At 68.3% G+C, this 25,826-nt stretch carries 25 protein-coding genes; 17 read left to right on the forward strand and 8 right to left on the reverse strand.

Translation table 11 applies throughout. The features are described from left to right. Window positions 1–6: 6 nt before the first annotated feature. Window positions 7–570, reverse strand: coding sequence for a GNAT family N-acetyltransferase (locus tag BMX37_RS18855; RefSeq protein ID WP_170841968.1), 564 nt, complete (start codon window positions 568–570; stop codon window positions 7–9). Between the two features lie 214 nt (window positions 571–784). Here BMX37_RS18855 and BMX37_RS13065 point away from each other — a divergent pair, with 214 nt between their 5' ends. The 4 genes from BMX37_RS13065 to BMX37_RS13080 all read left to right on the forward strand — a co-directional run bounded on the left by BMX37_RS13065 (window position 785) and on the right by BMX37_RS13080 (window position 2,846). Then, entirely contained in the window at window positions 785–1,198 is a 414-nt protein-coding gene (locus BMX37_RS13065; protein ID WP_093666270.1) for a VOC family protein, read from the forward strand. Window positions 1,199–1,367: 169 nt separating this feature from the next. Next, window positions 1,368–1,604, forward strand: a complete 237-nt coding sequence (locus BMX37_RS13070; RefSeq protein ID WP_093666173.1) for a hypothetical protein — start codon at window positions 1,368–1,370, stop codon at window positions 1,602–1,604. 51 nt (window positions 1,605–1,655) lie between these two features. Further along, window positions 1,656–2,429 carry an imidazole glycerol phosphate synthase subunit HisF gene (gene hisF, locus BMX37_RS13075; RefSeq protein WP_093666174.1) on the forward strand — a complete coding sequence of 258 codons (774 nt, stop codon included), beginning with the start codon at window positions 1,656–1,658 and terminating at the stop codon, window positions 2,427–2,429. 27 nt (window positions 2,430–2,456) lie between these two features. Further along, entirely contained in the window at window positions 2,457–2,846 is a 390-nt protein-coding gene (locus BMX37_RS13080) for an STAS/SEC14 domain-containing protein (protein ID WP_244501571.1), read from the forward strand. 54 nt (window positions 2,847–2,900) lie between these two features. Here BMX37_RS13080 and BMX37_RS13085 read toward each other — a convergent pair whose 3' ends face one another. From BMX37_RS13085 to BMX37_RS13090, 3 genes are all read right to left on the reverse strand, one after another. Next, a complete protein-coding gene (locus BMX37_RS13085) occupies window positions 2,901–3,905 on the reverse strand; it encodes a DUF2268 domain-containing putative Zn-dependent protease (RefSeq protein ID WP_244501572.1) in 1,005 nt (334 codons plus the stop codon). 179 nt (window positions 3,906–4,084) lie between these two features. Then, a complete protein-coding gene (locus tag BMX37_RS18540; RefSeq protein ID WP_139198089.1) occupies window positions 4,085–4,480 on the reverse strand; it encodes a hypothetical protein in 396 nt (131 codons plus the stop codon). A 484-nt stretch (window positions 4,481–4,964) separates the two neighbouring features. Then, complete coding sequence (locus BMX37_RS13090) at window positions 4,965–5,747, reverse strand: DUF2490 domain-containing protein (RefSeq protein WP_244501573.1); 783 nt, start codon at window positions 5,745–5,747, stop codon at window positions 4,965–4,967. A 23-nt stretch (window positions 5,748–5,770) separates the two neighbouring features. Between BMX37_RS13090 and BMX37_RS13095 the strand changes: the two genes are divergently transcribed. From BMX37_RS13095 to BMX37_RS13105, 3 genes are all read left to right on the forward strand, one after another. Next, complete coding sequence (locus tag BMX37_RS13095) at window positions 5,771–6,085, forward strand: phosphoribosyl-ATP diphosphatase (RefSeq protein ID WP_093666274.1); 315 nt, start codon at window positions 5,771–5,773, stop codon at window positions 6,083–6,085. Window positions 6,086–6,281: 196 nt separating this feature from the next. Next, window positions 6,282–6,659 carry a histidine triad nucleotide-binding protein gene (locus BMX37_RS13100; RefSeq protein ID WP_093666175.1) on the forward strand — a complete coding sequence of 126 codons (378 nt, stop codon included), beginning with the start codon at window positions 6,282–6,284 and terminating at the stop codon, window positions 6,657–6,659. 120 nt (window positions 6,660–6,779) lie between these two features. Further along, window positions 6,780–8,315 carry an amino acid permease gene (locus tag BMX37_RS13105; protein WP_093666176.1) on the forward strand — a complete coding sequence of 512 codons (1,536 nt, stop codon included), beginning with the start codon at window positions 6,780–6,782 and terminating at the stop codon, window positions 8,313–8,315. A gap of 72 nt (window positions 8,316–8,387) precedes the next feature. Here BMX37_RS13105 and BMX37_RS13110 read toward each other — a convergent pair whose 3' ends face one another. Next, the gene (locus tag BMX37_RS13110) at window positions 8,388–9,386 is read right to left on the reverse strand and encodes an adenosine kinase (RefSeq protein ID WP_093666177.1); all 999 of its coding nucleotides are present in this window, start codon (window positions 9,384–9,386) and stop codon (window positions 8,388–8,390) included. A gap of 85 nt (window positions 9,387–9,471) precedes the next feature. Between BMX37_RS13110 and BMX37_RS13115 the strand changes: the two genes are divergently transcribed. After that, window positions 9,472–9,861, forward strand: coding sequence for a hypothetical protein (locus BMX37_RS13115; RefSeq protein WP_244501574.1), 390 nt, complete (start codon window positions 9,472–9,474; stop codon window positions 9,859–9,861). Window positions 9,862–9,865: 4 nt separating this feature from the next. On the opposite strand, the gene queG is transcribed toward BMX37_RS13115, so the two are convergent. After that, on the reverse strand, window positions 9,866–10,996 hold the full coding sequence (gene queG, locus BMX37_RS13120) for a tRNA epoxyqueuosine(34) reductase QueG (protein WP_093666179.1): 1,131 nt from the start codon (window positions 10,994–10,996) through the stop codon (window positions 9,866–9,868). Window positions 10,997–11,063: 67 nt separating this feature from the next. On the opposite strand from queG, the gene BMX37_RS13125 reads away from it, so the two are divergent. From BMX37_RS13125 to msrB, 3 genes are all read left to right on the forward strand, one after another. Then, window positions 11,064–11,984, forward strand: coding sequence for an ABC transporter ATP-binding protein (locus BMX37_RS13125; RefSeq protein WP_093666180.1), 921 nt, complete (start codon window positions 11,064–11,066; stop codon window positions 11,982–11,984). Further along, entirely contained in the window at window positions 11,981–13,234 is a 1,254-nt protein-coding gene (locus BMX37_RS13130; protein ID WP_093666181.1) for an ABC transporter permease, read from the forward strand. Before BMX37_RS13125 ends, BMX37_RS13130 begins: the two co-directional genes overlap by 4 nt. 73 nt (window positions 13,235–13,307) lie before the next feature. Then, the gene (gene msrB / locus BMX37_RS13135) at window positions 13,308–13,817 is read left to right on the forward strand and encodes a peptide-methionine (R)-S-oxide reductase MsrB (protein ID WP_093666182.1); all 510 of its coding nucleotides are present in this window, start codon (window positions 13,308–13,310) and stop codon (window positions 13,815–13,817) included. Window positions 13,818–13,879: 62 nt separating this feature from the next. Here msrB and BMX37_RS13140 read toward each other — a convergent pair whose 3' ends face one another. After that, entirely contained in the window at window positions 13,880–14,428 is a 549-nt protein-coding gene (locus BMX37_RS13140; RefSeq protein ID WP_093666183.1) for a CHAP domain-containing protein, read from the reverse strand. Between the two features lie 106 nt (window positions 14,429–14,534). Between BMX37_RS13140 and BMX37_RS13145 the strand changes: the two genes are divergently transcribed. Then, a complete protein-coding gene (locus tag BMX37_RS13145; protein WP_093666184.1) occupies window positions 14,535–14,807 on the forward strand; it encodes a hypothetical protein in 273 nt (90 codons plus the stop codon). A gap of 46 nt (window positions 14,808–14,853) precedes the next feature. On the opposite strand, the gene BMX37_RS13150 is transcribed toward BMX37_RS13145, so the two are convergent. Further along, window positions 14,854–17,112, reverse strand: a complete 2,259-nt coding sequence (locus BMX37_RS13150; protein ID WP_093666185.1) for an NADP-dependent malic enzyme — start codon at window positions 17,110–17,112, stop codon at window positions 14,854–14,856. A 179-nt stretch (window positions 17,113–17,291) separates the two neighbouring features. On the opposite strand from BMX37_RS13150, the gene mutS reads away from it, so the two are divergent. The 5 genes from mutS to BMX37_RS13175 all read left to right on the forward strand — a co-directional run bounded on the left by mutS (window position 17,292) and on the right by BMX37_RS13175 (window position 25,754). Next, on the forward strand, window positions 17,292–19,871 hold the full coding sequence (gene mutS / locus BMX37_RS13155; protein ID WP_093666186.1) for a DNA mismatch repair protein MutS: 2,580 nt from the start codon (window positions 17,292–17,294) through the stop codon (window positions 19,869–19,871). A gap of 126 nt (window positions 19,872–19,997) precedes the next feature. Beyond that, window positions 19,998–20,990, forward strand: coding sequence for an alpha/beta fold hydrolase (locus tag BMX37_RS13160; RefSeq protein WP_244501575.1), 993 nt, complete (start codon window positions 19,998–20,000; stop codon window positions 20,988–20,990). 81 nt (window positions 20,991–21,071) lie between these two features. Next, a complete protein-coding gene (gene thrS / locus BMX37_RS13165) occupies window positions 21,072–23,066 on the forward strand; it encodes a threonine--tRNA ligase (protein WP_093666188.1) in 1,995 nt (664 codons plus the stop codon). Window positions 23,067–23,207: 141 nt separating this feature from the next. Then, on the forward strand, window positions 23,208–23,741 hold the full coding sequence (gene infC, locus BMX37_RS13170; protein WP_093666189.1) for a translation initiation factor IF-3: 534 nt from the start codon (window positions 23,208–23,210) through the stop codon (window positions 23,739–23,741). A gap of 213 nt (window positions 23,742–23,954) precedes the next feature. Further along, complete coding sequence (locus tag BMX37_RS13175; protein WP_093666190.1) at window positions 23,955–25,754, forward strand: DUF885 domain-containing protein; 1,800 nt, start codon at window positions 23,955–23,957, stop codon at window positions 25,752–25,754. Window positions 25,755–25,826 lie beyond the last annotated feature (72 nt).

A 25,826-nucleotide genomic window follows, 5' to 3' on the forward strand; every position in this document is an offset into this window, starting at 1 on the left:
CCGGCGTCAGCGGTCGGGGTCCGATCGGGGTATCAGGGGCTTGTCCATAAGCTCCAGCCGCAGGGTCGAGCCGCTCGGCAATCGCAGGTCGAACGGCCGTACGGGCGCATAGCCGAACGACGCATAGAAGGGCACGGCCGGGATGGTCGACGTCAGCTCTGCCCGCGCAAAGCCGGCCGCCCGCGCGCCATCCTCGCTGAGCCTCAGCAACACCGCGCCCACACCGCGCCGCACATAGGCGGGATCGACATAAAAGGCCCGCACCCGCGCGGCATCCATGGCGGGATCGAGCCGGTCGCCGGGCGGGTCGTCCGGACCATGGGCGCCCGCGATGGTCTGTCGGTAGCTCCAGCCACCCGCACCCACGACGGCGCCATCGATCTCCGCAACGAAGTACGTCCCGTCGCGGACCAGTTGCCAGTCCACGCCATAGGCATGGCTGACCGCCTCATCGATCACGGCGGGATCATAGCTGTCGGCATGAAGCGCACGGATTGACCGTGCGGTCAGCGCGTTGATGCCGGGCACATCGGCCGGCTCGGCCAGCCTCCACGACAATGCGGTGGTCATCGAACGCCTTTCCCAAGACAGCCCGTATGGGCCTGCTGATATAGACGGACCCGCCGATCCAAACCCGTGAACTCGCGATATGACGTTGCGGAAGGCCAGTCGCCCGTTGGCCGCGCTCTCGACAGGTCCGATCCCGCTATCACCTTGCTTCGGGAACGACGCTCCGCTGGCTGCATTGCTGCGTCGGGCACGCGTTGGCGGGGCGGAGACGACCATGGAACAGCAGGTGATGGAAGTGACGGCATTCGACCACATCGTGTTCAATGTCAGTGACGTGGAACGCTCTGCGGCGTGGTACGCCAGCGTGCTCGGCATGGAGCGCCACGATAGCAGGGCAGAGGACGGCTCCACCCGCACGAGCATGACTTTCGGCATAAACAAGATCAATCTGCGCCCCCTCTCCGCCTCCCAGGAAGAATGGTTCACCGCGCACACCCCCGCCGCCGGCAGCGCGGACCTGTGCTTCCTCACCGACATACCGCCTGGTGCGGTGGCCGACCATTTTCGGGTGTTGGGCGTGGCCATCGAGCAGGGGCCCGTCACCAGGAACGGCGCACGCGGCCCGATCCGCTCCGCCTATGTCCGCGATCCCGATGGCAGCCTGATCGAGGTCGCCTCCTACGAATGACCCGATCCGCTCACCGGTTCTCCAGACCGGCGGCCGGCTGCGACTGCCCGCCCTGCCGCTCTATCGCAGCGGCACCTGCCGTTCAGCCCCGGCAAGCCCCCCTTCGCCAAAGCGGCTGGCATCAACGCCCTCAGGTGGTAAGCTGCCCCGTCACGAAGGAACCAGAGCCATGCCGCCGTTCGTTCCCGTCATCCTCCTCGCCGTCGCGGCCGACCTGCCCGCAAAGCCGATCTGTCAGGACGCTCGGATCAAACCCGTCGACGCGGCCGGGCCCGCGCGTCCGCACGCGCTGGGCAAGGAGCCGCCCGCCCAGGCCATCTACACCGTCCTGCGCAGCACGGACGGCTGCTCGCGCCCCGTGCCGGTCAGCGACCGGCAGGTCGGTACCCCCGCTCCCCAGCGATAGGCGCGCCGCTCCCCTGTTGCCCTGTTCCGCCCGAGCGGGCATGGCGCGCGCATGACCGTTCGCGCCCGCGTCATCCCCTGTCTCGACGTCGCCAACGGCCGGGTGGTCAAGGGCGTCAACTTCGTCGACCTGATCGATGCCGGCGATCCGGTGGAACAGGCCCGCGCCTATGACGCGGCCGGCGCGGATGAGCTGTGCTTCCTCGACATCACCGCCAGTCATGAGGATCGCGGCACCATCCTGGACGTGGTGCGTCGCACGGCGGCGGAATGCTTCATGCCGCTGACGGTGGGCGGCGGGGTGCGTAGCGCCGACGACGCGCGCGCGCTGCTGCTGGCCGGGGCGGACAAGGTCGCGGTGAACTCCGCCGCCGTGTCCCGGCCCCAGGTGGTGGCGGAGATCGCGGAGCGGTTCGGCGCGCAATGCTGCGTCGCCAGCATCGATGCCCGCCGCACCGATGCCGGATGGGAAGTGTTCACCCATGGCGGCCGCCGCGGCACGGGGATCGACGCGGTGGCGCACGCGCTACACCTGGCGGAACTCGGCGCGGGCGAGTTGCTGGTCACCTCCATGGACCGCGACGGCACTCGCTCCGGCTACGACCTGGACCTGATCCGCGCGATCGCCGACCGCACCACGGTGCCGGTGGTCGCGTCGGGAGGCGTCGGCGGGCTGGACGATCTGGTCGCCGGCGTCACGCAGGGCCATGCCTCCGCCGTGCTCGCCGCGTCGATCTTCCATTTCGGCGAGGCATCGATCGCCGACGCCCATGCGGCCTTGGCGGCCGCAGGCGTGCCGGTGCGGACCCCGGTCGGCGCGGCTTAGCGGTTCGGCAAGGCTTTCGTCCCTACGATGCCGGCCATGCCCGACCGGCCCTATTCCATCGCCTTCCACCCCGAACTCGATCTGTGCGACATCCATTGGACGCGCCTGTTCACGCCGGACATGGCGGAACTCTACGCGACCGACCTGACCGGCCGCTTCGTCGCGGCCGGGTTCAGCCCGGGCTATCGCCTGCGCATCGCCATGAGCGCGTGCCTGGTCCAGCCAAGGGACGCGGCGCTGGCGATCAACACCCGCCTCAGCGATTTCCCAAAGGCGAGCCGCATCGCGGTCGTCGTCGGCAGCACGCTGCAACGCATGCAGGTCCGCCGCTTCATGAGCCAACCCTATCTGCAGATCTTCGACGACCGGAACGCATCTTATCGCTGGCTGCTGACGGAGGATCGCGACGCGGCGTGACCGGCGTGGCCGAGCGTCGCCTGTTTCACCGCGCCTCGGAAAGGACAGTCATCACTACCGCGCCGCAAGATAACCCGAGCGATCGATCAGCGCCCGCACCGCCGCCGGATCGTCGTAGCGCACCTCGATCAGGTCCTTCACCGCGCGTCGCTTGTCACGGGCCGCCTCATAATAGCTGCGCGCGATGCTATACCCGGCATAATAGCCCACATCGCTGACCCCGAACGCATTGCTTGCGCTGTTCCACAGCCAGTTGTCGTAATCGTCCCCACGCATCTCGGCCAGAAAGCGCTGCCGGATCGCCGCGTCGTGCGCCGGGCCATAGGTGTAGACGGGCAGCGCCGGCTTCCGGTTGGTGATCAGCTCCGCCACCAGTTCCGCCACACCCTCGCGCAGGACCTGCTGCGCCAGGCTGCCCTGCGTCTCCTGCTGCTGGGTATGCACATATTCGTGGATGTTGTTCTGCGCGTTGTTCGCGAAAGGGCGCGACGCAAAGAAGACGCGAAGACGCGCGCGCAGCGGCTCGGGAAGCTCAGACACGTCGACGCTTTCGTCGCCCAGCGCCAGCTCGGCCCCGATCAGCACCTTGTCCCCGGTCGTCGTACCCCCGGTGCGCAGCACACCGATGGCGTAGGTGATCGAGGCCGGGCGCAGTTCCGGATACAGGCGACGGAACCGGGCCACGTCCCCGTCGAGGCTCGCGACCGCCTGACGCGACCGCGCGGTTAGCGGCCTGACGGACCGCCAGAAATGCGGCCAGTTGACGATGGCATCGACATATTGCTGCGCCGTATAACTCCGCGCCGCCATCAGGGCGTGCAAGCCCGGCGTACCTGGATCGATGTAAAGCGTCCGGATCAGGCGAAGCCGCTCGGCCGGATCACCGGTCGCGCCGATGGCGTCATAGGCCCGCCAGAAACGGTCGATATCCCGATCGGAAACCGACTGCGACGCTACCCTGCCCTTAACCGCGGCGGACGATTGTGCCGTCACGAGGTGCAAAGGCACCGCGACGCTCGCCGCGATCAGACAGGCAACACCAAGAACACCGCGCCTCACGACCACTCCCCCCGTCATGCGTTACCTGCATTCAACCGGAAGGTTGGTAAAGCCGCCATGATCGACCAGCGCGGCTGAAGTTTGCGGACTATTCAGCGGCTTTGACGCTTTGCCTCGTCGATATTGATGTCCGTGTCTGGTGGAGAGCGGCCAGTCCGCTTTTGAGGAGCAAGGGCGGCTTAGCGGACCTTAATGCGTTCGACGCGGGCATAGAAGTCGAAGGACACCTTGCCTGCAATACAGGTAAGCGCGCGTTGGCCCGCCTCATTGTTTGCGATGAGCATCTCGTTGCCGTGATCGTAGCTTAAGCCGCGCCATTGGAGGCGTCGCTGCCCGCAACTCAACGCTGCTTCTGTCAAAGCTCGAACGCGATCGACGGATGCCGGTTGGCCAATCTCATCGACCCAGCGCCACGTTCCCCGGAAAAGTCGCCCAGCGTATCGATCTTTCACAGGCGGGTTAGGCACGCCGGGCAGACTTATCACCAGCGTTGAGCTGCTTCGGGCGTGTATCTGCGCTTCAGCCGGAACGGACGGGAGAAACACGAGGCCGAAGACGAGGACGAGGCGTACCATGTAGCAATCATGTCGCCGCGATCGAACGTCCGCAATCGGGCTGCGCAGCACAAGCCATGATCGACTGGTTATGGGCGGTAGCGGAACGTCTGCTCCTATTGATGGAAAGCGGACGATCTACAGACAACGCTTGAAGCAATAAGCGCCTACGGGAATGGGCGTTAGTAGACGCGACGTGCCGGTAGCAGAAGCGCAGCGAGCATAGCTCCGAGCGCCAGCGCTGAAGCGGTAAAGAGAGCAGGTCGGTTGGGATCGTCCGAACCGATCCAAGAGAACATCAGCGTCCCTGATATGAGCGACAGCGTCCCCGACAAGCCATGCCTCTGCGTTCGTAAGAAGGGTGAGAGCCAAGCTGCCTTCACCCATATCAGCGGCGGGATGATGAGAGCGAACCAAGCCATCCACTCGTTTTTAGCCGCTTTGAAGCTCCGCTGCCAGTGTCCCCAAAAGGCTTTTCTTCCAGACAGCCTAGCTCCCGCCCCCCTCAATCATGCGTCGGGGCGACGGGATGCGCGGCCAGGTTGATCGTCAGTTGCAGGCTGAGCGCGTGGTCCATCTGTCCCCGTGCGCCGCCACGGGCGGGCCGATACTGGTTCAAATATCCCACGTCCGCACTGACCGTCGGTGCGACGGGAAGCATCAGGCCGACCACGTTGCGCATCCTTTCATAGCCGCGCCGCTGGCCCCAGCTGGTGCTGTTGGGCAGAATGAAGCTCTCGTGACTGACGAACAGCGCCAGCCCGTGCGGGTTCAGGCGGTGATTGTAACGGATCAGCGGGCGAATGCGGAACGCGGTGTCCGACGCGCCCCGGCTGAAGCGTTCGTCCACCCGCAGCCGTGTCGTGAACGCGCCGAACGTCGCCACCACCTGCTGACGCAACCGATCCTCGCCATCGGCGGTGTTGCCGTTATGCGCCCCGACATCGCGATAGCCGAAGCCGAGTTGCACGCCCTTCGCCACCCGATATTCGAGCAGGCCGCCGAACTCCGTCTGGTACAGGCCGTCCTGCCGGTCGCTGAACCGAGCGATCTGTTCCAGCGTCACCCGTGCATCGGTGGCCAGCGGGACGATCGTGTTGACCTGCAACCATAGCTGTTCGTCCTGCTGCTGCGCCCGTGCAGGCGTCGCGCAAAGGAGGAACAGCGCTGCCGTCAGGGCAAGCGCGGACAGGGAGCGGGCGGCGGGGAGCATGGCAGGCGCTGCTATGTCGCTTTCCGCGTTGCCGCGAAAGGGTGCCGGCTTGACCGGATCGGCGGCGCCCGCCACCACGCGCGGCCATGGAGCCGCCCATGCCCGACGCCCTCGACCGCCTCGAACACATCATCCGCCAGCGTCGGGGGACCGATCCGGCATCGTCCTATGTCGCCAGCCTGTTCGGCAAGGGCCGGTTGAAGATCGCGCAAAAGCTGGGCGAGGAGGCGGTTGAGACGGTGATCGCCGCGACCGCGGAGCCGGCCAAGCTGACCTCGGAGGCGGCGGACCTCATGTTCCACCTGCTGATCCTGTTGGCGGACGCGGACCTGTCGCTGGACGACGTGCGCGCGGAACTCGCCCGGCGCGAGGGCGTGTCGGGGCATGAGGAAAAGGCGGCGCGTCCACGCTGATCCGAACGCAGGTGCCGGAAACGCATGGCATGGGGCTGTCCTACAGGGCGGGCCTGTGGCAGCCTTTGGAACGATGAGCACGCCGCGATCCCGCCAATGCCCTGCCGCCGCCGGATCGACATCGAAGGTTGTTGGAAAACACCGCGTTCAGCTCTCCACTTTCTCCACTTCGTAAACTTCGCCGGATGCATCGCCCATGCCGATCGACGCCACGCTGCCCTACGACGACACCAACATCTTCGCCCGGATCCTGCGCGGGGAGATCCCGTCGACGCGGGTTTATGAGGATCAGTGGGCGGTCGCCTTTCACGACATCGCGCCCCAGGCCGCGACCCACATCCTGGTGATCCCGCGCGGCGCCTATGTGTCGTGGGACGACTTCTCCGCCAATGCCCCGGCGGAGGAGATCGCCGGTTTCGTGCGCGCGGTGGGGCATGTCGCGCGTGAGCAGGGGCTGGTCGCGGACGGTTACCGCCTGCTCGCCAACACCGGCGGCCATGGCGGGCAGGAGGTGCCGCACCTGCACGTCCATCTGTTCGGCGGCGCGCCCCTGGGGCCGATGCTGGCGCGCTGAGTCGCCGGCGACGCTGTGTTGTCACGCCATTAAGCTATTGCGCCCCCCTGTTTTGGGACTAGGCTCCGCGCCTTCACCGATGCCGCGGCGCAACAGCGGCTTCCCCGGGGGGATGAGTTGATGATTTTCGGGCGCGTCAAACCACTCGACGCAATCCTTGCCACCGCCGAGAAAAAGGGGCTGCAACGCTCACTCGGCGCGTTTCAGCTGACCATGCTGGGCATCGGCGCCGTGATCGGCACCGGCATCTTCGTTCTGACCAGCGAGGCCGCGCAAAAGGCCGGGCCCGGCATGATGCTGTCGTTCATCGTCGCCGGCTTCGTCTGCGCGGTGGCGGCGCTTTGCTATTCGGAACTCGCCTCCATGGTCCCGGTCGCCGGGTCCGCCTACACCTACACCTATGCGGTGATGGGCGAGCTGCTGGCCTGGATGGTCGGATGGGCGCTGATCCTCGAATATGCCGTCGGCGCGTCCGCGGTCGCGGTCGGCTGGTCCGGCTATGTCGTGGGACAGTTCCAGAACCAGTTGGGGATCACCCTGCCCGCCGCGCTGGTGAACGGGCCCTATGCCGGGGGCGTCATCAACCTGCCGGCCGTGCTGGTTTCGCTGCTGGTCACCTGGCTGCTGGTCGTCGGCACCACCGAAAGCGCGCGGTTCAACGCGGTGCTGGTGTGCATCAAGGTCGCGGCGCTGACCCTGTTCATCGCGCTGGCCGTGCCGGTGGCGCAGAAGGAGCATTTCGAACCGTTCATGCCGACCGGCTTCACCGGGGTCATGGGCGCCGCCGCGTCGATCTTCTTCGCCTATGTCGGCTTCGACGCCGTCTCCACCGCTGCCGAGGAGACCAAGAACCCGCAGCGCAACGTGCCGATCGGCCTGATCGGCAGCCTGTTGTTCTGCACCGTCTTCTACCTGCTGGTGTCGGTGGGCGCGATCGGATCGCCTTTGGGCGCACAGCCGGTGCGGGACGCCGCCGGGACGCTGCTCGACCCGGGCACGACCGAACTCGCCGCGCGATGCAAGGCCATCGTCGCCGGCGGTGCGCTGGAGCCGCTGTCCTGTTCGCGGGAGGCGCTGGCCCATGTGCTGCGCACGATCGGCTGGGTAAAGGTCGGCAATCTGATCGGCCTGGCCGCGACGCTGGCGCTGCCGTCCGTCGTGTTGATGATGATGTTCGGCCAGACGCGCGTGTTCTTCACCATGGCGCGCGACGGACTGCTGCCGGAAAAGTTGGCATCGGTTCACCCGAAGTACCACACACCGCACGTCGTCACGATCGTGACCGGCATCGCGGCGACGTTGGCGGCGGCGTTCCTGCCGGTGGGCAAGCTGGCCGATTATTCCAACTCGGGCACGCTGTTCGCCTTTGCCATGGTCGGCGTGTCGGTGTTGGTGCTGCGCCGCACCGATCCGGGCCGTCGCCGGCCGTTCCGCACCCCGCTGGTCGGCATCGTCGCACCGCTCGCCATCGCCGGCTGCGTGTACCTGTACGTGTCGCTGCCCTGGGCGGCGATCCTGGTGCTGCCGGTGTGGGGCGCGATCGGGCTGCTGATCTATTTCGGCTACAGCCGCAAGCGCAGCTATGTCGGGCGGGGCATCATCGACACGCTGGACGATCCGCACATGCAGCCGGAGGTCGCCCGGCCGCTCCACTGATCGGAGCGTCCACGAAAAAAGGGCCGGGGGAGCGATCCCCCGGCCCTTTTCATGTCCTCGGTCAGGTAGGGCTCAGCCCAGTTTCTGCGCCACCAGCGCCTTCAGGTCGACCTGCGACCGCGCGCCGAAATGGCTGATGATCTCCGCCGCGCAGATCGCGCCGAGCTTCAACGATCGCTCCAGGTCCCAGCCCTGAGCCTGGCCGTGCAGGAAGCCGGCGGCGAACAGGTCGCCGGCGCCGGTGGTGTCCACCACCCGCTCGATCGGCTCCGCCGCGACCTCTGCCCGGTCGCCGTCCTGGATCGCGATCGCGCCGTGCGCACCGCGCGTCACGACCAGCGTGCGGACCTGCGGCGCAACCTTCGCCACGGCCGCCTCAAAATCCTCGACCTCGGCCAGCGCGGCCAGTTCGTTCTCGTTGGCGAACAGGATGTCGATCAGACCGTCCGCGACCAACTTGCGGAAATCATCACCGTGGCGCGAGATGCAGAAGGTATCGGACAGGGTGAAGGCGACCTTGCGCCCCGCATCATGCGCGATCTCGATCGCGGCGCGCATCGCGGCGCGCGGCTCTTCCGGATCCCACAGATACCCTTCGAGATACAGGATCGCCGCGTCGCGGATCAGGTCGCGGTCGAGGGCGGCCGGCGGCAGGAACTGGGACGCGCCGAGGAAGGTGTTCATCGTCCGCTGCCCATCCGGCGTGACGAAGATCAGGCACCGCGCGGTGGTCGGCTGACCCGCACGCACGGGCGTGTCGAACTGGATGCCGACGGAGCGGATGTCATGCGCGAAGACCTGACCCAGCTGGTCGTCCGCCACCTGTCCGATGAAGCCGCAGGTGCCGCCCAGCCCGGCGACGCCCGCGATCGTGTTCGCCGCCGATCCACCCGAAGCCTCCAACCCCGGGCCCATCTTCGCATACAGGTCGTCGGCGTCCTCGGGCGAAAAGACGAGCTGCATCGACCCCTTGGTCATGCCCTCCGCCTGGATGAACGCGTCGTCGGTCTGGGACAGGATGTCGACGATCGCGTTGCCGATCGCGACCACGTCGTAGCTGGGTCTGGTCAAGAGGATGCTCCGGTGAGGTAAAGCCGCGCCGTAGAGCCCAGCCCCGGCTCGCGCAACGCCGGGCAGGAATGCTATGACCGTCGCCATGACATTCGCACACGCTCGCCGGATGGCGGCACGGCCGGCCGTTCTTTGCTCCGCACTCACGCTCGCGGGATGCGCGGTCGCGCCGACGCCATCCGCCGCGCCCGTGCCGGCGGCCCCCAGCTTTTCCACCGTGGGGCTGGAGCGGGTGATGGGCCAGCCCGCATCGACGCTGATCCAACTGTTCGGACAGCCCGATGCCGACCTGCGTGAGGGCAGTGCGCGCAAGCTGCAGTTCGCCGGGCGGTTCTGCGTCCTGGACGCCTATCTCTATCCCAAGGAGCGCGAGGAGCCGCGCGTCACCTACATCGACGCGCGCGAACCCGACGGCAGCGCGATCGACCGGGCCAGTTGCGTCGCCGCGCTGACCCGGCGCGAGGGAGGACGGTAGAGGGTCAGGGCAGCGGCCCGCTGTTCCATTCCCCCATCACCTCGGCATCCGGCTCCAGCGCGACGCGCACCTCCCGCTCCGCTCGCCATCGCGCCGGATCGATCCGCCCCAACGCCCACGTCGCCGCCCCCCGCACCGATGGCGCGGGATCGTCAAGCAACTGGGCCAGCGAAGCCGCCAGTGCCGGGTCGCCGCTGTTCCCCGCGGCCACTGCGGCGTTGCGGACCATCCTGTCGCGGCCGATGCGCTTGATCGGAGAGCCGGCGAACACCTGCCGGAAACCGGGGTCGTCGAGAGCGAGCAGGTCGGCCAATTCGGGCGCCACCATCTCCGCACGCGGCAGAAACGCGGCGTTCGCCGAGGCGGCGGCGGCGAACTTGTTCCAGGGACAGACCGCCAGACAGTCGTCGCAGCCATAGATGCGGTTGCCGATGGCGGCACGGAATTCGTGCGGGATCGCCCCGGCATGCTCAATCGTCAGGTATGAGATGCAGCGCCGCGCATCGAGCTGATAGGGCGCAGGGAACGCGTCGGTCGGGCACGCTCGCTGGCACGCGTCGCACGATCCGCAACTGGTCCGGCCGGCGGCGTCGGGCAGCAGGTCGAGCGTGGTGTAGATCGCCCCCAGGAACAGCCAGCTGCCGTGGTCGCGGCTGACCAGATTGGTGTGCTTGCCCTGCCAGCCCAGCCCCGCCGCCTCGGCCAGCGGCTTCTCCATCACGGGCGCGGTGTCCACAAAGACCTTCAGCGGCGCGGGCGCCTCAGCCGCCAGCCATCGGCCCAGCGCCTTCAGCGCCTTTTTGACCACATCATGGTAATCGCCGCCCTGCGCATAGGTGGAGATGCGGCCGCGCCCGCCCTCTCCGGCCAGGGCGAGCGGGTCGGTCGCCGGGGCATAGCTCATGCCCAGCGAGATCACGCTCCTGACCTCCGGCCACAGCCCCGCCGGGCTTTCGCGGTGGTGCGCGCGTTCCTCCATCCAGATCATGCCGCCGTGCCGCCCGTCGGCCAGCCATTCGCGCAACCGTTGCCCCGTCCTGGGCGCCACGTCCGCGCTCGCGATCCCGCACGCCGCGAAACCGAGTGCGGCGGCCTGATCCTTGATGCGCTGTTCCAATGACTTGTGTTCGGACACGTGGCCCCGCTACCACGTCCTGCGGCTCTTCGCACTTGGGCCTGCGTTTGTGGCGAACGGGGGCTGGATGACGACGGGCGATTGGGCGTGCAGCGCATCCGGGCTGGTGAAGCGGTTCGGCGACCGGCGCGTGGTCGACGGCATCGACATCGCGGTGCCGCGCGGCGCGATCTATGGCGTGCTCGGCCCCAACGGCGCGGGCAAGACCACCACGCTCAGGATGATGCTGGGCATCATCGAACCCGATGGCGGCACGCGCCAGTTGCTGGATGCCGAGCACCCGCGCGATGCCAGCGACCGCGTCGGCTACCTGCCCGAAGAGCGCGGGCTCTATCCGGCGATGAAGGCGCGAGAGGCGATCGCCTTCATGGGCGCGCTGCGCGGGCTGGACTGGCGCACCGGGCGCAGGCGCGCGGGCGTGCTGCTGGAACGCGCCGGCCTCGGCCACGCCGCCGACAGCAAGATCCGCAAGCTGTCCAAGGGCATGGCGCAGCTGGTCCAGCTGCTGGGGGCGGTGGTGCATGAACCGGACCTGCTGGTGCTGGACGAGCCGTTCTCCGGCCTCGATCCGGTGAACCAGGAACGCCTGGAGGCGCTGATCACCGGGGAGCGGGACCGGGGCGCGACCGTGATCTTCTCCACCCATGTCATGGCGCATGCCGAACGGCTGTGCGACCGGCTGGCCATCATCGCCGGTGGCAAGCGGCGGTTCGAGGGAACGGTGGACGATGCGCGCGGCACCCTGCCCGCCCGCGTTCATTATGTGCCGCACCACGTCGGAGCCGGACTGGCGGCCGTGCTGCCCCCCGACGCGCGCGCGGATGGCGATGGCTGGCGGTTCCAGCTGCCCGCCGAAGGGATCGAGCAGTTGCTGGTCCGCCTGATCCAGGCGGGCCACGGCATCTCCGGCCTGTCGATCGAGCGACCCGGACTGCACGAGGCGTTCGTCCGCATCGTCGGCCGCGACGCGCTGGAGGCCGCGGCATGAGCGACACCTCCCGCAACCGGCTGCGCCGCTCCATCCGCCAGACGCTGACCATCGCCCGTCGCGACTTCATCGCGACCGTGTTCACCCCGATCTTCCTGTTGTTCCTGTTCGCGCCGATGATCTTCGGCGTGATCGGCGGCACGGTCGGCGGGATGAGCGCGGCCAGCATGGCGGGTGGCGGCGACCGCTCCCGCATCGTGGCGATCGTCGCGGCGGATCAGGCCCGCACCGTGGCGGACGCGGACAGGCGCCTGCGCGCCGTGTTCCGCGACTCGCAGGAGCCGCCGCCGCTGACCACGCTGAGCCCGGCGGCGAACCCGGCCGCGCAGGCCCGCGCGGCCTTTTCCGCCAAGGACTATGACGCCGCCGCGGTGCTGTACGGCCCGCTCGACCGGCCGACGATCCTGTTCGGTGGCAGGAGTGACCGCACCGCCGACTATCTGGCGACGATGGCGGCGGAAACGCTGGCGGCGGAGCGGCTGGGCGGACGCATGCCGGCCGTCGCCGCCACGAAGACCCGCTTCGTGCCGCCCCATCCCGCCGCCGGCCCATCGAACCGGCCCAACCCGTCTGCCTTCTTCGCGGTGTTCGGCATCTTCTTCCTCACCCTTTTCCTGTCGGGGCAGGTGGTCGGCACCATGGCGGAGGAGCGCAGCAACAAGGTGGTGGAGGTGCTCGCCGCCGCCGTGCCGCTGGAAAGCGTGTTCCTCGGCAAGCTGCTGGGCATGTTCGGCGTGGCGATCCTGTTTGTCGGGTTCTGGGGCACGGTGGTCGGCAATCTCGGCCTGTTGCTGCCCGGCGACATGGGCCGCGAGCTGGCGAGCATCACGCCCGCTGTCGGGGCGGCCCCTTTCAGCCTGCTGTTCGCCGCCTATTTCACCACGGCCTATCTGCTGCTCGGATCGGTGTTCCTGGGCGTGGGCGCGCAGGCCAGCACGATGCGAGAGATCCAGTTGCTGTCGCTGCCCATCACGTTCGTTCAGATGTCGATGTTCGGCCTGGCCGCCGCCGCGGCCGGACGGCCGGGCAGCTGGATCGCTTCCATGGCGGAGGTGTTTCCGCTCTCCTCCCCGTTCGCGATGGCAGGACGGGCAGCCAATCGGGCGGAGCTGTGGCCCCATGTCGCGGCGATCGCGTGGCAGCTTCTGTGGGTCGCGGTGTTCATCACGGTCGGCGCGCGGCTGTTCCGGCGGGGAGTGCTGCAATCGGGCAGCGCGCGTCCGTGGTGGCGACGCAGGCGGGTGGCCTAAGCCGCTCAGTTACCAACCCCTTTTCACGGCCCTGCCTCTGGCGGCGTTCGGCTGGTCAACCCATATCCGGGTCATGACTCAGCCGCACGAAAAGCTCGCCGCCGATCGCCGCACGATCCTGTCCACCCTTGCCGCAGGCTTGGCCGGCGTCGCCTTCTGGTCCGCGCGGAGCCGTCCAGCCGAAGCGGCGGAGCGGTTCGCTGTCCAGCACAGCGACGCCGAATGGCGCCGCATGCTGCCCGCGCCCGCCTATGACGTATTGCGGCATGAGGGGACCGAGCGGCCCTTTTCCAGCCCCTTGAACGACGAGCATCGTGCCGGCACCTTCCAGTGTCGGGGCTGCGGGCAGGCGCTGTACAGTTCCAAGACGAAGTTCGACAGCGGCACCGGCTGGCCCAGCTTCTGGGCACCGATCAACGGCGCCGTCGCGACCAAGACCGATCGGTCGCTGCTGATGAGCCGGACGGAGGTTCACTGCACCCGTTGCGGCGGCCACCAGGGCCATGTTTTCAACGATGGTCCGCGCCCAACCGGCAAGCGTTATTGCATGAACGGCGTGTCGATGACGTTCAAGCCGGCCTGACATGGAAAGGGCCCCGCCGTTCCCGGCGAGGCCCTTCACATTCGGCGTCGAAAGTCGGCGGGTTACGGGCGTACCGTCGCCGCGGTGGCGATGACCAGCGTGTCGCCGATGCGCTCGACCGGCGCGGCGGACTGGCTGGACAGCGCGTGATCGGCGTAGATGAAGCCGTTGGTCGGATAAACGCTGGTGCCCAGCCCGCCCTGCGGCCCGTACCACACCTTGACCGCGCTCCAGTCGCCCGCCGCCGAAACGTCCACCGCCCGCACGTCCGTCTCGACACGGCCGGGACGCGACCAGTTGGCGTGGGTCAGCAGCACTTCGCGGTCGCTCACCACCTGGGACACCATCGCGACATGGCCGACGCGCATGCGGCGGGTCGCCTCGAACGACAGAACGGAGCCTACGCGGGGCGTGTGGCCACGGTCGTAATGGCCGGCGGCCTGACCCCACCAGGTGTTCGCGTTACCGCGGATCTCGATGCCGGAGATCTGGCGGGCATAGGGCGCGCACTGCCAGAACTGCGCGGAGGCTGGAACTGCGCCGACCACCGCCGTCATCAGGGTGCACGAAACCACCAGCGCAAAACGCGCTGCCAACGTCTTCAAATTCATTGTTGCGACCCCCGCCGCTCGAAACCGATGAGTGTCGGCTAGGGGAGCGGCGGCGCGAACGAAAGCGTTCAGCGATGAGGCGTTTCAACCGACGGATGAGCGGCCGATGAACGTGGGAACAGGCGTGACAGAGGTGTGTAGCTCCCTGGCGAAAGGCGACCTGGATTACGTCACCGGCATCGACAAGCGGCGGGTCGCGGCGGGTCCGGACGGGCTGCGCGACACGGTGGCCGCGCTGCTGCGGGAGGGCGGCGCCGCGCGCGTGCGGTACAGCCCGTCGACCATAGCCTGTCTTCGCATGGCGCTCGCATTCCTCGACCGCGCGCCCTTGCCGGCATATCGCCGGGCCGCCTGGCGCTCGCCACGCCCGCCTGCATGATGCGACAACGGGCGCTCACTCGGCCCGCCGTCGCATCATCTTGTCCTCAGCGCGCGATCTCGCCCGCGGCCAGAACGGCCAGCGTCACCAATTCGCTGGCGGTTGCGGTCATGGGGGCGATCTGCACCGGCTTTTCCATGCCGATCAGCATCGGGCCGATGACGCTTTCGCCGCCCAGCTCGCGCAGCAGCTTGGCGGAGATGTGCGCCGATTGCAGGCCCGGCATGATCAGGATGTTGGCGGGCGCCGACAGGCGGGCGAAGGGGTAGTTCGCCAGCTGCTTCGGGTTCAGCGCCACGTCCGGCGGCATCTCGCCCTCATATTCGAAGCCGACGCCGCGCCCGTCCAGCACGCCGACCGCCTCGCGGATGTTGTCGAGATAGACGCCCTTCGGATTGCCGAACGTCGAATAGCTGAGGAACGCGACGCGCGGTTCGTGTCCCATCCGCCGGGCGACGGCGGCGGTCTGTTCGGCGAAGTCTGCCAGCTGCTCGCCGGTCGGACGCTCGTTGACCGTGGTGTCGGCGATGAAAACGGTGTGGCTCTGTCCGACCATCAGGTGGATGCCGAACGGCGTACGGCCCGCCTCCGCGTCGATCACGCGCATGATCTCGCGCATCGTCTGCGCCCATGTCCGCGTGATGCCGGTGATCATCGCATCCGCCTCGCCCAGCTGGAGCAGCAGCGAGCCGAAGATGTTGCGGTCCTGGTTGACCATGCGCTCGATCTCGCGGCGCAGATAGCCGCGACGCTGAAGCCGGGCGTAGAGGAAATCGACCATCTTCGGCACCAGCGGCGACACGCGGCTGTTGTGCAGTTCGTATTCGGACGGGTCCTTGATGCCCAGCGCGCGAAGCTTGTCGTAGACCTCGTCGCGACCGACCAGTACCGGGGTGCCATAGCCCCCTTCCTTGAAGGCGATGGCGGCGCGCAGCACCACCTCCTCCTCACCCTCGGCAAAGATGACCCGCTTCGGCCGCGCCCGCGCGCCTTCATAGGCCATACTGAGGACCGAGGTCGTCGGGTTCAGGCGCGCGCGCAGCTTTGCCCGGTACGCGTCCATGTCGGTGATCGGCCGGGTCGCGACGCCCGAAGCCATGGCGGCCTGCGCCACGGCGGAGGGGACAAGCTCCATCAGGCGCGGGTCGAAGGGCGCGGGAATGATGTAGTCCGCGCCGAAGCTGTGCTGCACCCCATACGCCAGCGCGACCTCTTCGGGCACCCGCTGCCGCGCCAGTTCGGCAATGGCGTTGGCCGCGGCGATCTTCATCTCGTCGTTGATGCCGGTCGCGCGCACGTCCAGCGCACCGCGGAAGATGAAGGGGAAGCCGATGACGTTGTTGACCTGGTTCGGGTAATCCGAGCGCCCGGTTGCCACGATCGCATCGGGCCGAGCCGCCTTCGCTAATTCGGGGCGGATTTCCGGTTCCGGGTTGGCCATGGCGAAGATGATCGGGGCCGGCGCCATGTCCTTGACCATTTCCGGCTTCAGCGCGCCTGCCGCCGACAGGCCCAGGAACACGTCGGCGCCGTGCAGGGCCTCGGTCAGGGTGCGCCTGTCCGTGGTGGCGGCGTGCGCCGATTGCCACTGGTTGACGTCCTCGCGCCCGCGATAGATCACGCCCTCCCGGTCGCACATCAGCACGTTGTCACCGCGGACGCCCATCGCCTTCATCAATTCGGTGCAGGCGATCGCGGCCGCGCCCGCGCCGTTCACCACCACCTTGATCTCCGACAGCTTGCGACCGGTCAGCAGGCAGGCGTTGATGATGCCAGCCGCCGTGATGATCGCGGTGCCGTGCTGGTCGTCGTGAAAGACGGGGATGTTCATCCGCTCGCGCAGCGCCTGCTCGATCACGAAGCATTCGGGCGCCTTGATATCCTCAAGGTTGATGCCGCCGAACGTCGGCTCCATCAACTCCACCGCGTCGATGAAGCGGTTCACGTCCTCCGTCTTCAGCTCGATATCGATCGAGTCCACGTCGGCGAAGCGCTTGAACAGCACCGACTTGCCTTCCATCACCGGCTTGGAGGCGAGCGCGCCCAGATTGCCCATGCCCAGGATCGCGGTGCCGTTGGAGATGACGGCGACCAGATTGCCCTTGGCCGTATAGTCATAGGCGGTAGCGGGGTCGTCCGCGATCGCCTGCACCGGCACGGCGACGCCCGGCGAATAAGCCAGCGCCAGGTCGCGCTGCGTGGTCAGCGGCTTGGACGCGATGATCTCGATCTTGCCCGGTCGCCCTTCCGAATGGAACAACAGCGCCTCGCGCTCGGAAAACTGGATGGTATTGGTATCGGGCATCGTTCGTGGCTCCAGGGTTGCGGGCACCTTAGGCAAGCAGGCCGCGCGCGTCACCACCGCATCACGCCCGCGATGGATGTCGCCCAGGGTGGATGACGGCCACGACAGATGACGGGGCCGGCGATCTGGTCTAGCGGACCGGCATGGCCGCCGCCGTCCCAAGCCCCGCCCCCACCCCGATGATGGCCCAATATCTGTCGCTGAAGGCGGAGGCGGGCGATTGCCTGTTGTTCTACCGCATGGGCGATTTCTTCGAGCTGTTCTTCGAGGACGCGCGGATCGCGGCCGGGTGTCTGGACATCGCGCTGACCGCGCGCGGCGAACATGACGGGGAAAAGGTGCCGATGTGCGGCGTGCCCGTCCACGCCGCGACCGCCTATCTGCAACGGCTGATCAAGGCGGGGCACCGCGTCGCCATCGCCGAACAGACCGAAAGCCCGGAGGCGGCACGCAAGGCGCGCGGGTCGAAGGCGCTGGTCAACCGCGCCATCGTCCGCTTCGTCACCGCTGGCACGCTGACCGAGGAAGCGCTGCTCGACTCGCGGGAGCACAACTGGCTCGCCGCGATCGGCGAAGCGGGTGGCGAGGTCGCAGTGGCGGCGGCCGATATCAGCACCGGCCAGTTCCGCATCTGCGCGGTCGGCGCGGACGGACTGGGCGCGGAACTGGCGCGGCTGCACGCGGCGGAGGTGATCGCGTCGGAGGCAGGCGACCTGACCGACGCCGCGACCGCGCTGCGGCCCCGATCGGAGTTCGACAGCCGCGCAGGCGAGGATCGGTTGAAGCGCCTGTTCGGCGTCGCGACGCTGGACGGGTTCGGGGAGATCGGCCGCGCCGGGCTGGCCGCGGCGGGCGGGCTGGTCGCGTATCTGGAGCATACCGCGCGCGGCGCGCTGCCGTTCCTGCGGCCGCCCAGCGTCGCGGCGGCACAGGAAAGCGTGGCGATCGACGCCGCGACCCGCGACAGCCTGGAGCTGACCGAGGCACAGGGCGGCGGGCGCAAGGGATCGCTGCTGGACGCGGTGGACCGCACGGTCACCGGCGCAGGAGCGCGCCTGCTCGCCGCCGATCTCGGCGCACCGCTGATGGATGCGAGCAGGATCGAGGAGCGGCTGGCGCTGGTCGGTTTCTTCCATGACGGCGCGGGCGCACGCGAGCGGCTGCGTGGCACGCTCAGGGCGCTGCCCGACATCGGCCGTGCGCTGGGGCGGCTGGCGGCGGGGCGTGGATCGCCGCGCGACCTGGGTCAGTTGCGCGACGGGTTGGACGGGGCGTGGCAGCTGGGCGAGCGGCTTGCCGGGGTGGAGGCGCCCCCTGCCCTGCTCGTGCAACTGGCGCCGCGGCTGCGCGGGCATGGCGCGCTGATCGACCTGTTGCGCCGCGCGCTGGTGCCGCAACCGCCGATCGATGCCGCGCAGGGCGGCTATATCGCCGCGGGCTATGACGTGGCGCTGGACGATCTGCGCGACACCGGTGCGGGCGGCCGCCGCGCCATCGCCGCGCTGGAGGCGGAGCTGAAGGCGCAGACGGGGATCGCCGCACTGAAGATCCGTCACAACGGCGTGCTCGGCTATCATGTGGAGGTGCCCGCCCGCGCGGCCGACCCACTGATGGCGGCGGAGTCCGGCTTTACCCACCGCCAGACGCTGTCGGGCGTTGTACGCTTCAACACGCCCGCGCTGCATGAGGTCGCGGTGCGCGTGTCGCAGGCCGGCGCCCACGCCCTGGCCGCGGAGGCCGCGCATCTGGAGGAACTGACCGCCGCCGCGCTGTCGTCACGCGAGGCGATCGCGGATACCGCCGACGCGCTCGCCCGACTGGACGTTGCGGCCGGGCTGGCGGAACGCGCGGCGGAGGGCGGGTGGACACGGCCCCGGCTGGTCGACCGCCCCTGTTTCGAGGTGGAGGGCGGCCGCCATCCGGTGGTGGAGGCGGCCGTCGCACGCGCGGGCGAGCGCTTCGTGTCCAACGACTGCCGCTTGTCGGCGGACAAGCGGCTGTGGCTGGTCACCGGGCCCAACATGGGCGGCAAGTCCACCTTTCTGCGTCAGAACGCGCTGATCGCGGTGCTCGCGCAGGCAGGCAGCTTCGTTCCCGCCACCGCCGCGACGCTGGGCCTGGTCGACCGGCTGTTCAGCCGCGTCGGTGCATCCGACAATCTGGCACGCGGGCGGTCGACCTTCATGGTCGAGATGGTGGAAACCGCCGCCATCCTGGCACAGGCGACACCGAACAGCTTCGTGATCCTGGACGAGGTGGGACGCGGCACCTCCACCTATGACGGGCTGGCCATCGCATGGGCGGTGGTGGAGGCGATCCACGAGGTCAATCGCTGCCGCTGCCTGTTCGCGACGCACTATCATGAACTGACGCGGCTGGCGGAGCGGTGCGACGCCTTGTCGCTGCACCATGTCCGCGCGCGGGAGTGGAAGGGCGACCTAGTGCTGCTGCACGAGGTCGCGGACGGCCCCGCCGACCGCAGCTATGGCCTGGCGGTTGCGAAGCTCGCCGGCATGCCGCCCGCCGCCGTCGCGCGCGCCAAGGCGGTGCTGGCCAAGCTGGAGGCGGGGCGCAGCAAGACCGGGGGGCTCGCCGCCGGGCTGGACGACCTGCCGCTGTTCGCCGCGGCGCAGGAGGCGGAGGAAGCCGAATGCGACGCCATCCGCGCGGAGGTGGAGGCGCTGGACGTCGACGCACTGACGCCGCGCGAGGCGCTGGAAACGCTGTACCGGCTGAAGGCACTGGCGCGGGAGGGCTGAACCGCCGGGACTACGCCCCCATCTGAGGAGGGGATGCCGCGCGCCTCGATCCGAGGATGGGTGGCGGGGCCGCCTTCCGGCAACTTGCCCGGCGGACCCATCCGGATGCGCGGCCGTTGGGGTGGCATGCTCGCGCTGATCCTCGCCGCACACCTTGCCGGCGCAACCGCCCCGCGCCCCTTGCCCACAGCTGTAGCGCCGCTGGGCGCGAACCTGGAGCGGTTCGCCTATCCCTACCCCGTCCACTGGTTCGACAGCGGCTCGTTGCGCATGGCGTATATGGACGTCGCCCCGACCGCGCCGGCGAACGGGCGGGTGGCGGTACTGCTGCACGGCAAGAACTTCTGCGCCGCGACATGGGGCGACACCGCCCGCGCGCTGGCCGCGCAGGGATACCGTGTCATCGTCCCCGACCAGATCGGGTTCTGCAAGTCGAGCAAGCCCGTCGGGTTCCAGTACAGCTTTGCCGCGCTGGCGACCCTGACTCGCGACCTGCTCGCCCATGCGGGGGTCCAGCGCGCGGTCCTGGTCGGCCATTCCACAGGCGGCATGCTCGCGATCCGCTATGCACTGCTCTGCCCCGCCCAGACGGAGGCGCTGGTGCTGGTCAATCCGCTGGGGCTGAACGACACGCTGGCGGAGGGCGTGCCCTACGCTCCCCTCGACCGGCTGCTCGTCGAGGAGGCGAAAACGGATGCGGCCTCGATCAAGGCGTATCAGTTGCGCAACTATTATCACGGTGCGTGGCGGCCCGATTACGATCGCTGGGTCGCGATGCTGGCGGGGCAATATGCCTCCGCCGACGGCGACACCGTGCGCGACGCGCAGGCGCGGCTGTCGGACATAATCGAGACGCAGCCGGTCGCGGCGGAACTCGGGCGGCTGATGGTGCCCGTGACGCTGTTGATCGGACAGGCGGACGTGACCGCGTTTCGCGCGTCCAGCGCGCCCGAGGCGCTCCGCCCCCGCATCCGTACCGTGCCGCAAGCGGCGGAGACGGCGGCGGGGACGATCCCCGGTGCCCGCCTGGTACGGCTGGACGGTCTGGGCCATGCGCCGCAGGTGGAGGCGCCCGCGCGCTTCCAGGCGGCGCTCTTTGATGCACTGAAGGAGCACTGAACCTGCGCCCGTGACGTGTGCGCAAAGCGTGCCTATATGGGCGCGCGCAGCATCCCGCTGCCTTCCACACAAAGGTCCATCATGTCCGCGCTTTTCCGTATCACGCTGCCCGACGGTTCCGTCCGTGAGGTAGCACCGGGGACTACCCCGGCGGACGTCGCGGCGGCGATCGGGCCGGGCCTGGCGAAGGCGGCGATCGCGGCCCGCGTCGACGGGCATGTCCGCGACCTGTCGCGCCCGTTCGACGGCGATGCCGAACTGGCGCTGGTCACGTTCAAGGACGAGGCGGACGCGCTGGAGCTGGTGCGCCACGACTATGCGCACGTCCTGGCGGAGGCGGTGCAGCACCTGTTTCCGGGCACGCAGATCACATTCGGCCCGGCGACCGATGACGGCTTCTACTACGACTTCGCGCACAAGGAGCGGCCCTTCACCGAGGAGGACTTACCTGCGATCGAGGGAGAGATGCGCCGCATCATCGCCCGCAACGAACCGTTCGTGCGCGAGGTTTGGAGCCGTGAGCAGCTGATCCAAACCTGGCGGACGCAGGGCGAGACGTTCAAGGCGGAATGGGCGGCCGAGCTGCCCGACGGCGAGGAACTGACCATCTACCGTCAGGGTCAGTGGCTCGACATGTGCCGCGGCCCGCACATGCCCTCCACCGGCCGCCTCGATCCCAACGCCTTCAAGCTGACGCGCGTGTCGGGCGCCTATTGGCGCGGCGACCAGAACAACGCGATGCTTTCCCGCATCTACGGCACCGGCTGGCTCAACAAGAAGCAGCTCGATGCACACCTGACCATGCTGGAGGAAGCGGCCAAGCGCGACCATCGCAAGATCGGCGCGGAAATGGACCTGTTCCACCTCCAGCCAGAGGCGCAGGGATCGGTGTTCTGGCACCCCAAGGGCTTCATCCTTTGGCGCGCGATGGAGGCGTATATGCGCCGCCGGCTGGACGCCGCCGGCTATGCGGAGGTCAAGACGCCGCAGCTGATGGACGCGCGCCAGTGGGAGCAGTCGGGCCATTGGGGCAAGTATCGCGAGAACATGTTCGTGGTGCCCGACGAGATCCCGAACACCGAGGACGAAGGGGCGGTCCTGTCGGGTGACGCCGACCTGATGGCGCTGAAGCCGATGAACTGCCCCGCGCACGTCCTGATCTTTCGCCAGGGGATTAAGTCGTATCGCGACCTGCCGATCCGCATGGCGGAGTTCGGCTGCTGCCACCGCAACGAGCCGCACGGCGCGCTGCACGGCATCATGCGCGTGCGCCAGTTCACGCAGGACGATGCGCACCTGTTCGTGCGCGAGGACCAGCTGGTCGGCGAAGTGGCGGCGTTCATCGACCTGCTCGACTCGGTGTACCGCGACCTCGGGTTCGAGGAGTATGCGGTGAAGCTGGCGCTGCGTCCCGAAAAGCGGTTCGGCAGCGACGAAATGTGGGACCTGTCGGAGGACGAGCTGCGTCGCGCGGTCGCGGTGTCCAACTTGCCCGACACGATCAAGGACCGATTCGAGGAGCTGGAGGGCGAAGGCGCATTCTACGCGCCGAAGCTGGAATTCCACCTGACCGACGCGATCGGGCGGACGTGGCAGGTCGGCACCATCCAGTCCGACCGCGTGCTGCCCGAACGGCTGGACGCGAGCTATGTCGGGGAGGACGGCAACCGCCATCGCCCGGTGATGCTGCACCGCGCGATCCTGGGCACGTTCGAACGCTTCATCGGCATCCTGATCGAGCATCACGCCGGACGCTTCCCGCTGTGGCTGTCGCCGGTGCAGGCGGTGGTCGCGACCATCGTGTCCGACGCGGACGACTATGCCCGCGACGTGGAGGCGAAGTTGCGCGCCGCCGGCCTGCGGGTCGAGACCGACCTGCGCAACGAGAAGATCAACTACAAGGTGCGTGAGCATTCGGTCGCCAAGGTCCCGGTGCTGCTGGTCGTCGGCAAACGCGAGGCGGAAGAGGGCAAGGTCGCCATCCGTCGCCTGGGCAGCCAGGCGCAGCAAGTGGTGACGCTGGACGAGGCGATCGCGATGCTGACGGCGGAGGCGGTGCCGCCCGACCTGCGCTGACACCCGCGAAACGGGCCCGCGACGACCGGCCGGGCGGAGCGATCCGCCCGGCCTCTTTGCGTGCGACATCTTTTGCTTGACCGGCCGAATTACTATATCGGGCGCAACGACACCTGAGGAGAATCACCCATACGTCCGCCCATGATGCGCCGCCCGATGCAGGCGCCCCCGATGAACGGCCCCCGCTTCAACGAGTGGATCCAGAGCCCCAAGGTCCGCGTGATCGACCATGAGGGTGAGAATCTCGGCGTGATGTACACGCGCGAGGCGATGGCGCAGGCGCAGGAAGTCGGCCTTGATCTGGTCGAGGTGTCGCCCAACGCCGATCCGCCCGTCGCCAAGTTCCTCGATGTGGGCAAGTACAAGTACGAGGCCCAGAAAAAGGCCAATGCCGCGCGCAAGTCGCAGAAGACGCAGGAGATCAAGGAGATCAAGATGCGTCCCAATATCGACGACCACGATTACGACACCAAGATGAAGAAGGTGGCGGAGTTCATCGAGGAAGGCGACAAGGTAAAGGTCACCATGCGCTTCCGCGGTCGCGAGTTGAGCCACGGCCAGCTGGGCATGAACGTCCTTCAGCGCGTTGCCGAACAGGTGGCGGAGGTCGCAAAGGTCGAGGCCTATCCCCGCATGGAAGGCCGCCAGATGCTGATGGTGCTGGCACCGAAGTGATCTTCGCGGGCGTCATCCGCGCCTGACGACATGCAAGCGGCCGGGTCGATGACCCGGCCGTTTTGCCATGGGCTTCTCCCCGCGCCGCATGCGCGTGGCGCGACCGGCCTGAGCGCCACCGGACGCGCAGGCGATTGCCGCTTGCGCACAGGCGCTCGCTTGCTGGTGCTGCCGCCCCGGTCTAACCCTCCTCGGCAAAAGGGGAACACTCACATGCGTCGACTGATTACCATGGCCTTGCTGGCGGGGACCGCCGCGTCCGGGCTGTCGGCGCAGCTTCCTTCTCCCGCTGCCCCCGCAGCGAACGTCGCAACGTCACGGCAGGATGCCGCGTTCGCCGCGCTGGCGAAGGCCTATCTGGCTGAACAGGCGCGGCTGCACCCGGGCTATGCGACCTATCTAGGCAACCATGCCTATGATGCTGAGGTGGAGGATCTGTCCGCCGCCGGTCGCGCGCGGGATGCCGCGTTCGTCGCGCGCACGCTGGCCGCCTTGGAACGCATCGACCGGAGCCGCCTGTCGCGCGACAACCAGGTCGATGCAGCACTTCTCCTGAACGATCTGCAATATCGCCAGTGGCAGGCGAACGCCTTGCAGGAGTGGACCTGGAACCCGATGGACGCCAACGAGGCGATCTCGGGCGGGCTGTACCTGCTGGCGGCGCGCGATTTCGCGACCTGGGCTGACCGACTGCGCTCGGCCACCGCCCGCATGGAAAAGGCGCCGGCGATGTTCGCACAGATGCGTGCCAATCTGGTGCCGGCGCGCGTGCCGGCGATCTATGCCCAGACGGTCGCGAAGCAGAATGGCGGCATCCTCGACATCGTCGACACCATGCTGGCGCCGCATAAGGGCGAGCTGAACCCCGCCGAGGCCCGCCGCTTCGACGCGGCCGCCACCCGGCTGCGCGCGGCGGTGGCGGAGCAGCAGCATTGGCTGGACACGGTGCTGGTGCCCCAGGCCAAGGGCGATTTCCGCCTGGGTGCGGAGAAATACGACCGAAAGCTCGCATTCGCACTCGTGACCGACCGGACGCGCGCCCGGATCAAGTCCGACGCACAGGCCGCGTTCGACGGAACCCGCGCCGAGATGTACGCGGTCGCGCGCGAGGCGCTGGCCGGCCGCACGGGCGCGCCAGCGACGCCTGCGAACCCCACCCCCGCCCAGATGCAGGCAGCGATCGAGGCCGCGCTGGAATTGAGCTACGCCCACCGCCCGGCGCGGGACGGCGTGATGGCAAAGGCGACCGACACCCTGCGCCAGGCGACCGCCTTCGTGCGCGCCCGGAACCTCGTGTCCGTGCCCGACAGCCCCGTGCAGATCATCGAGATGCCGAAGTTCCGCCAAGGCGTCGCGGTCGCCTATTGCGACAGCCCGGGGCCGCTGGAACAGCAGCTGGGCACCTTCTACGCCATCTCCCCGATCCCGGCGGACTGGAGCGACGCGCGCGCGACCTCGTTCCTGCGCGAATATAACGACTACATGCTCCACGAGCTGTCGATCCATGAGGCGATGCCGGGCCACTACCTCCAGATCGCGCACGCCAACGCCAATCCGTCCACGCTGCGCGCGGTGCTGGCGTCGGGGTCCTTTGTCGAGGGCTGGGCCGTCTATGCCGAACGCCTGATGGCGGAGGCGGGATATCTCGACAACGACCCGCTGTTCCGGCTGACCGTGCTGAAGATGCGGTTGCGATCGATCACCAACACGCTGCTCGACATCGGCATCCATACCGAGGGGATGACGGAGGCGCAGGCGATGACGCTGATGACCAGGGGCGCTTTCCAGCAGGAACGCGAGGCGGCCGGCAAATGGGTGCGCGCGCAATTGTCGTCGACCCAGTTGCTCAGCTACTTCGTCGGCTATTCGGAGCATGTCGCGTTGCGGGAGGCGGCGCGGGCGCGTGACGGGTCGGCCTTCGACCTGAAACGCTACAACGACGCGGTGCTGTCCCACGGCTCGCCGCCGGCCCGCTATGTGCGGGCGCTGATGTTCGACCAGCCGATCCGTTGAGCGGAAACCGGCGCCGTTTTGGAAGGAACTCTTCCTCCAACGGCGCCCTTCGCGGCGTTTGTTACCGATCCG

Origin of the sequence: Sphingomonas gellani (assembly GCF_900110035.1) — a bacterium.
Classification (GTDB): Bacteria; Pseudomonadota; Alphaproteobacteria; order Sphingomonadales; family Sphingomonadaceae; genus Sphingomonas; species Sphingomonas gellani.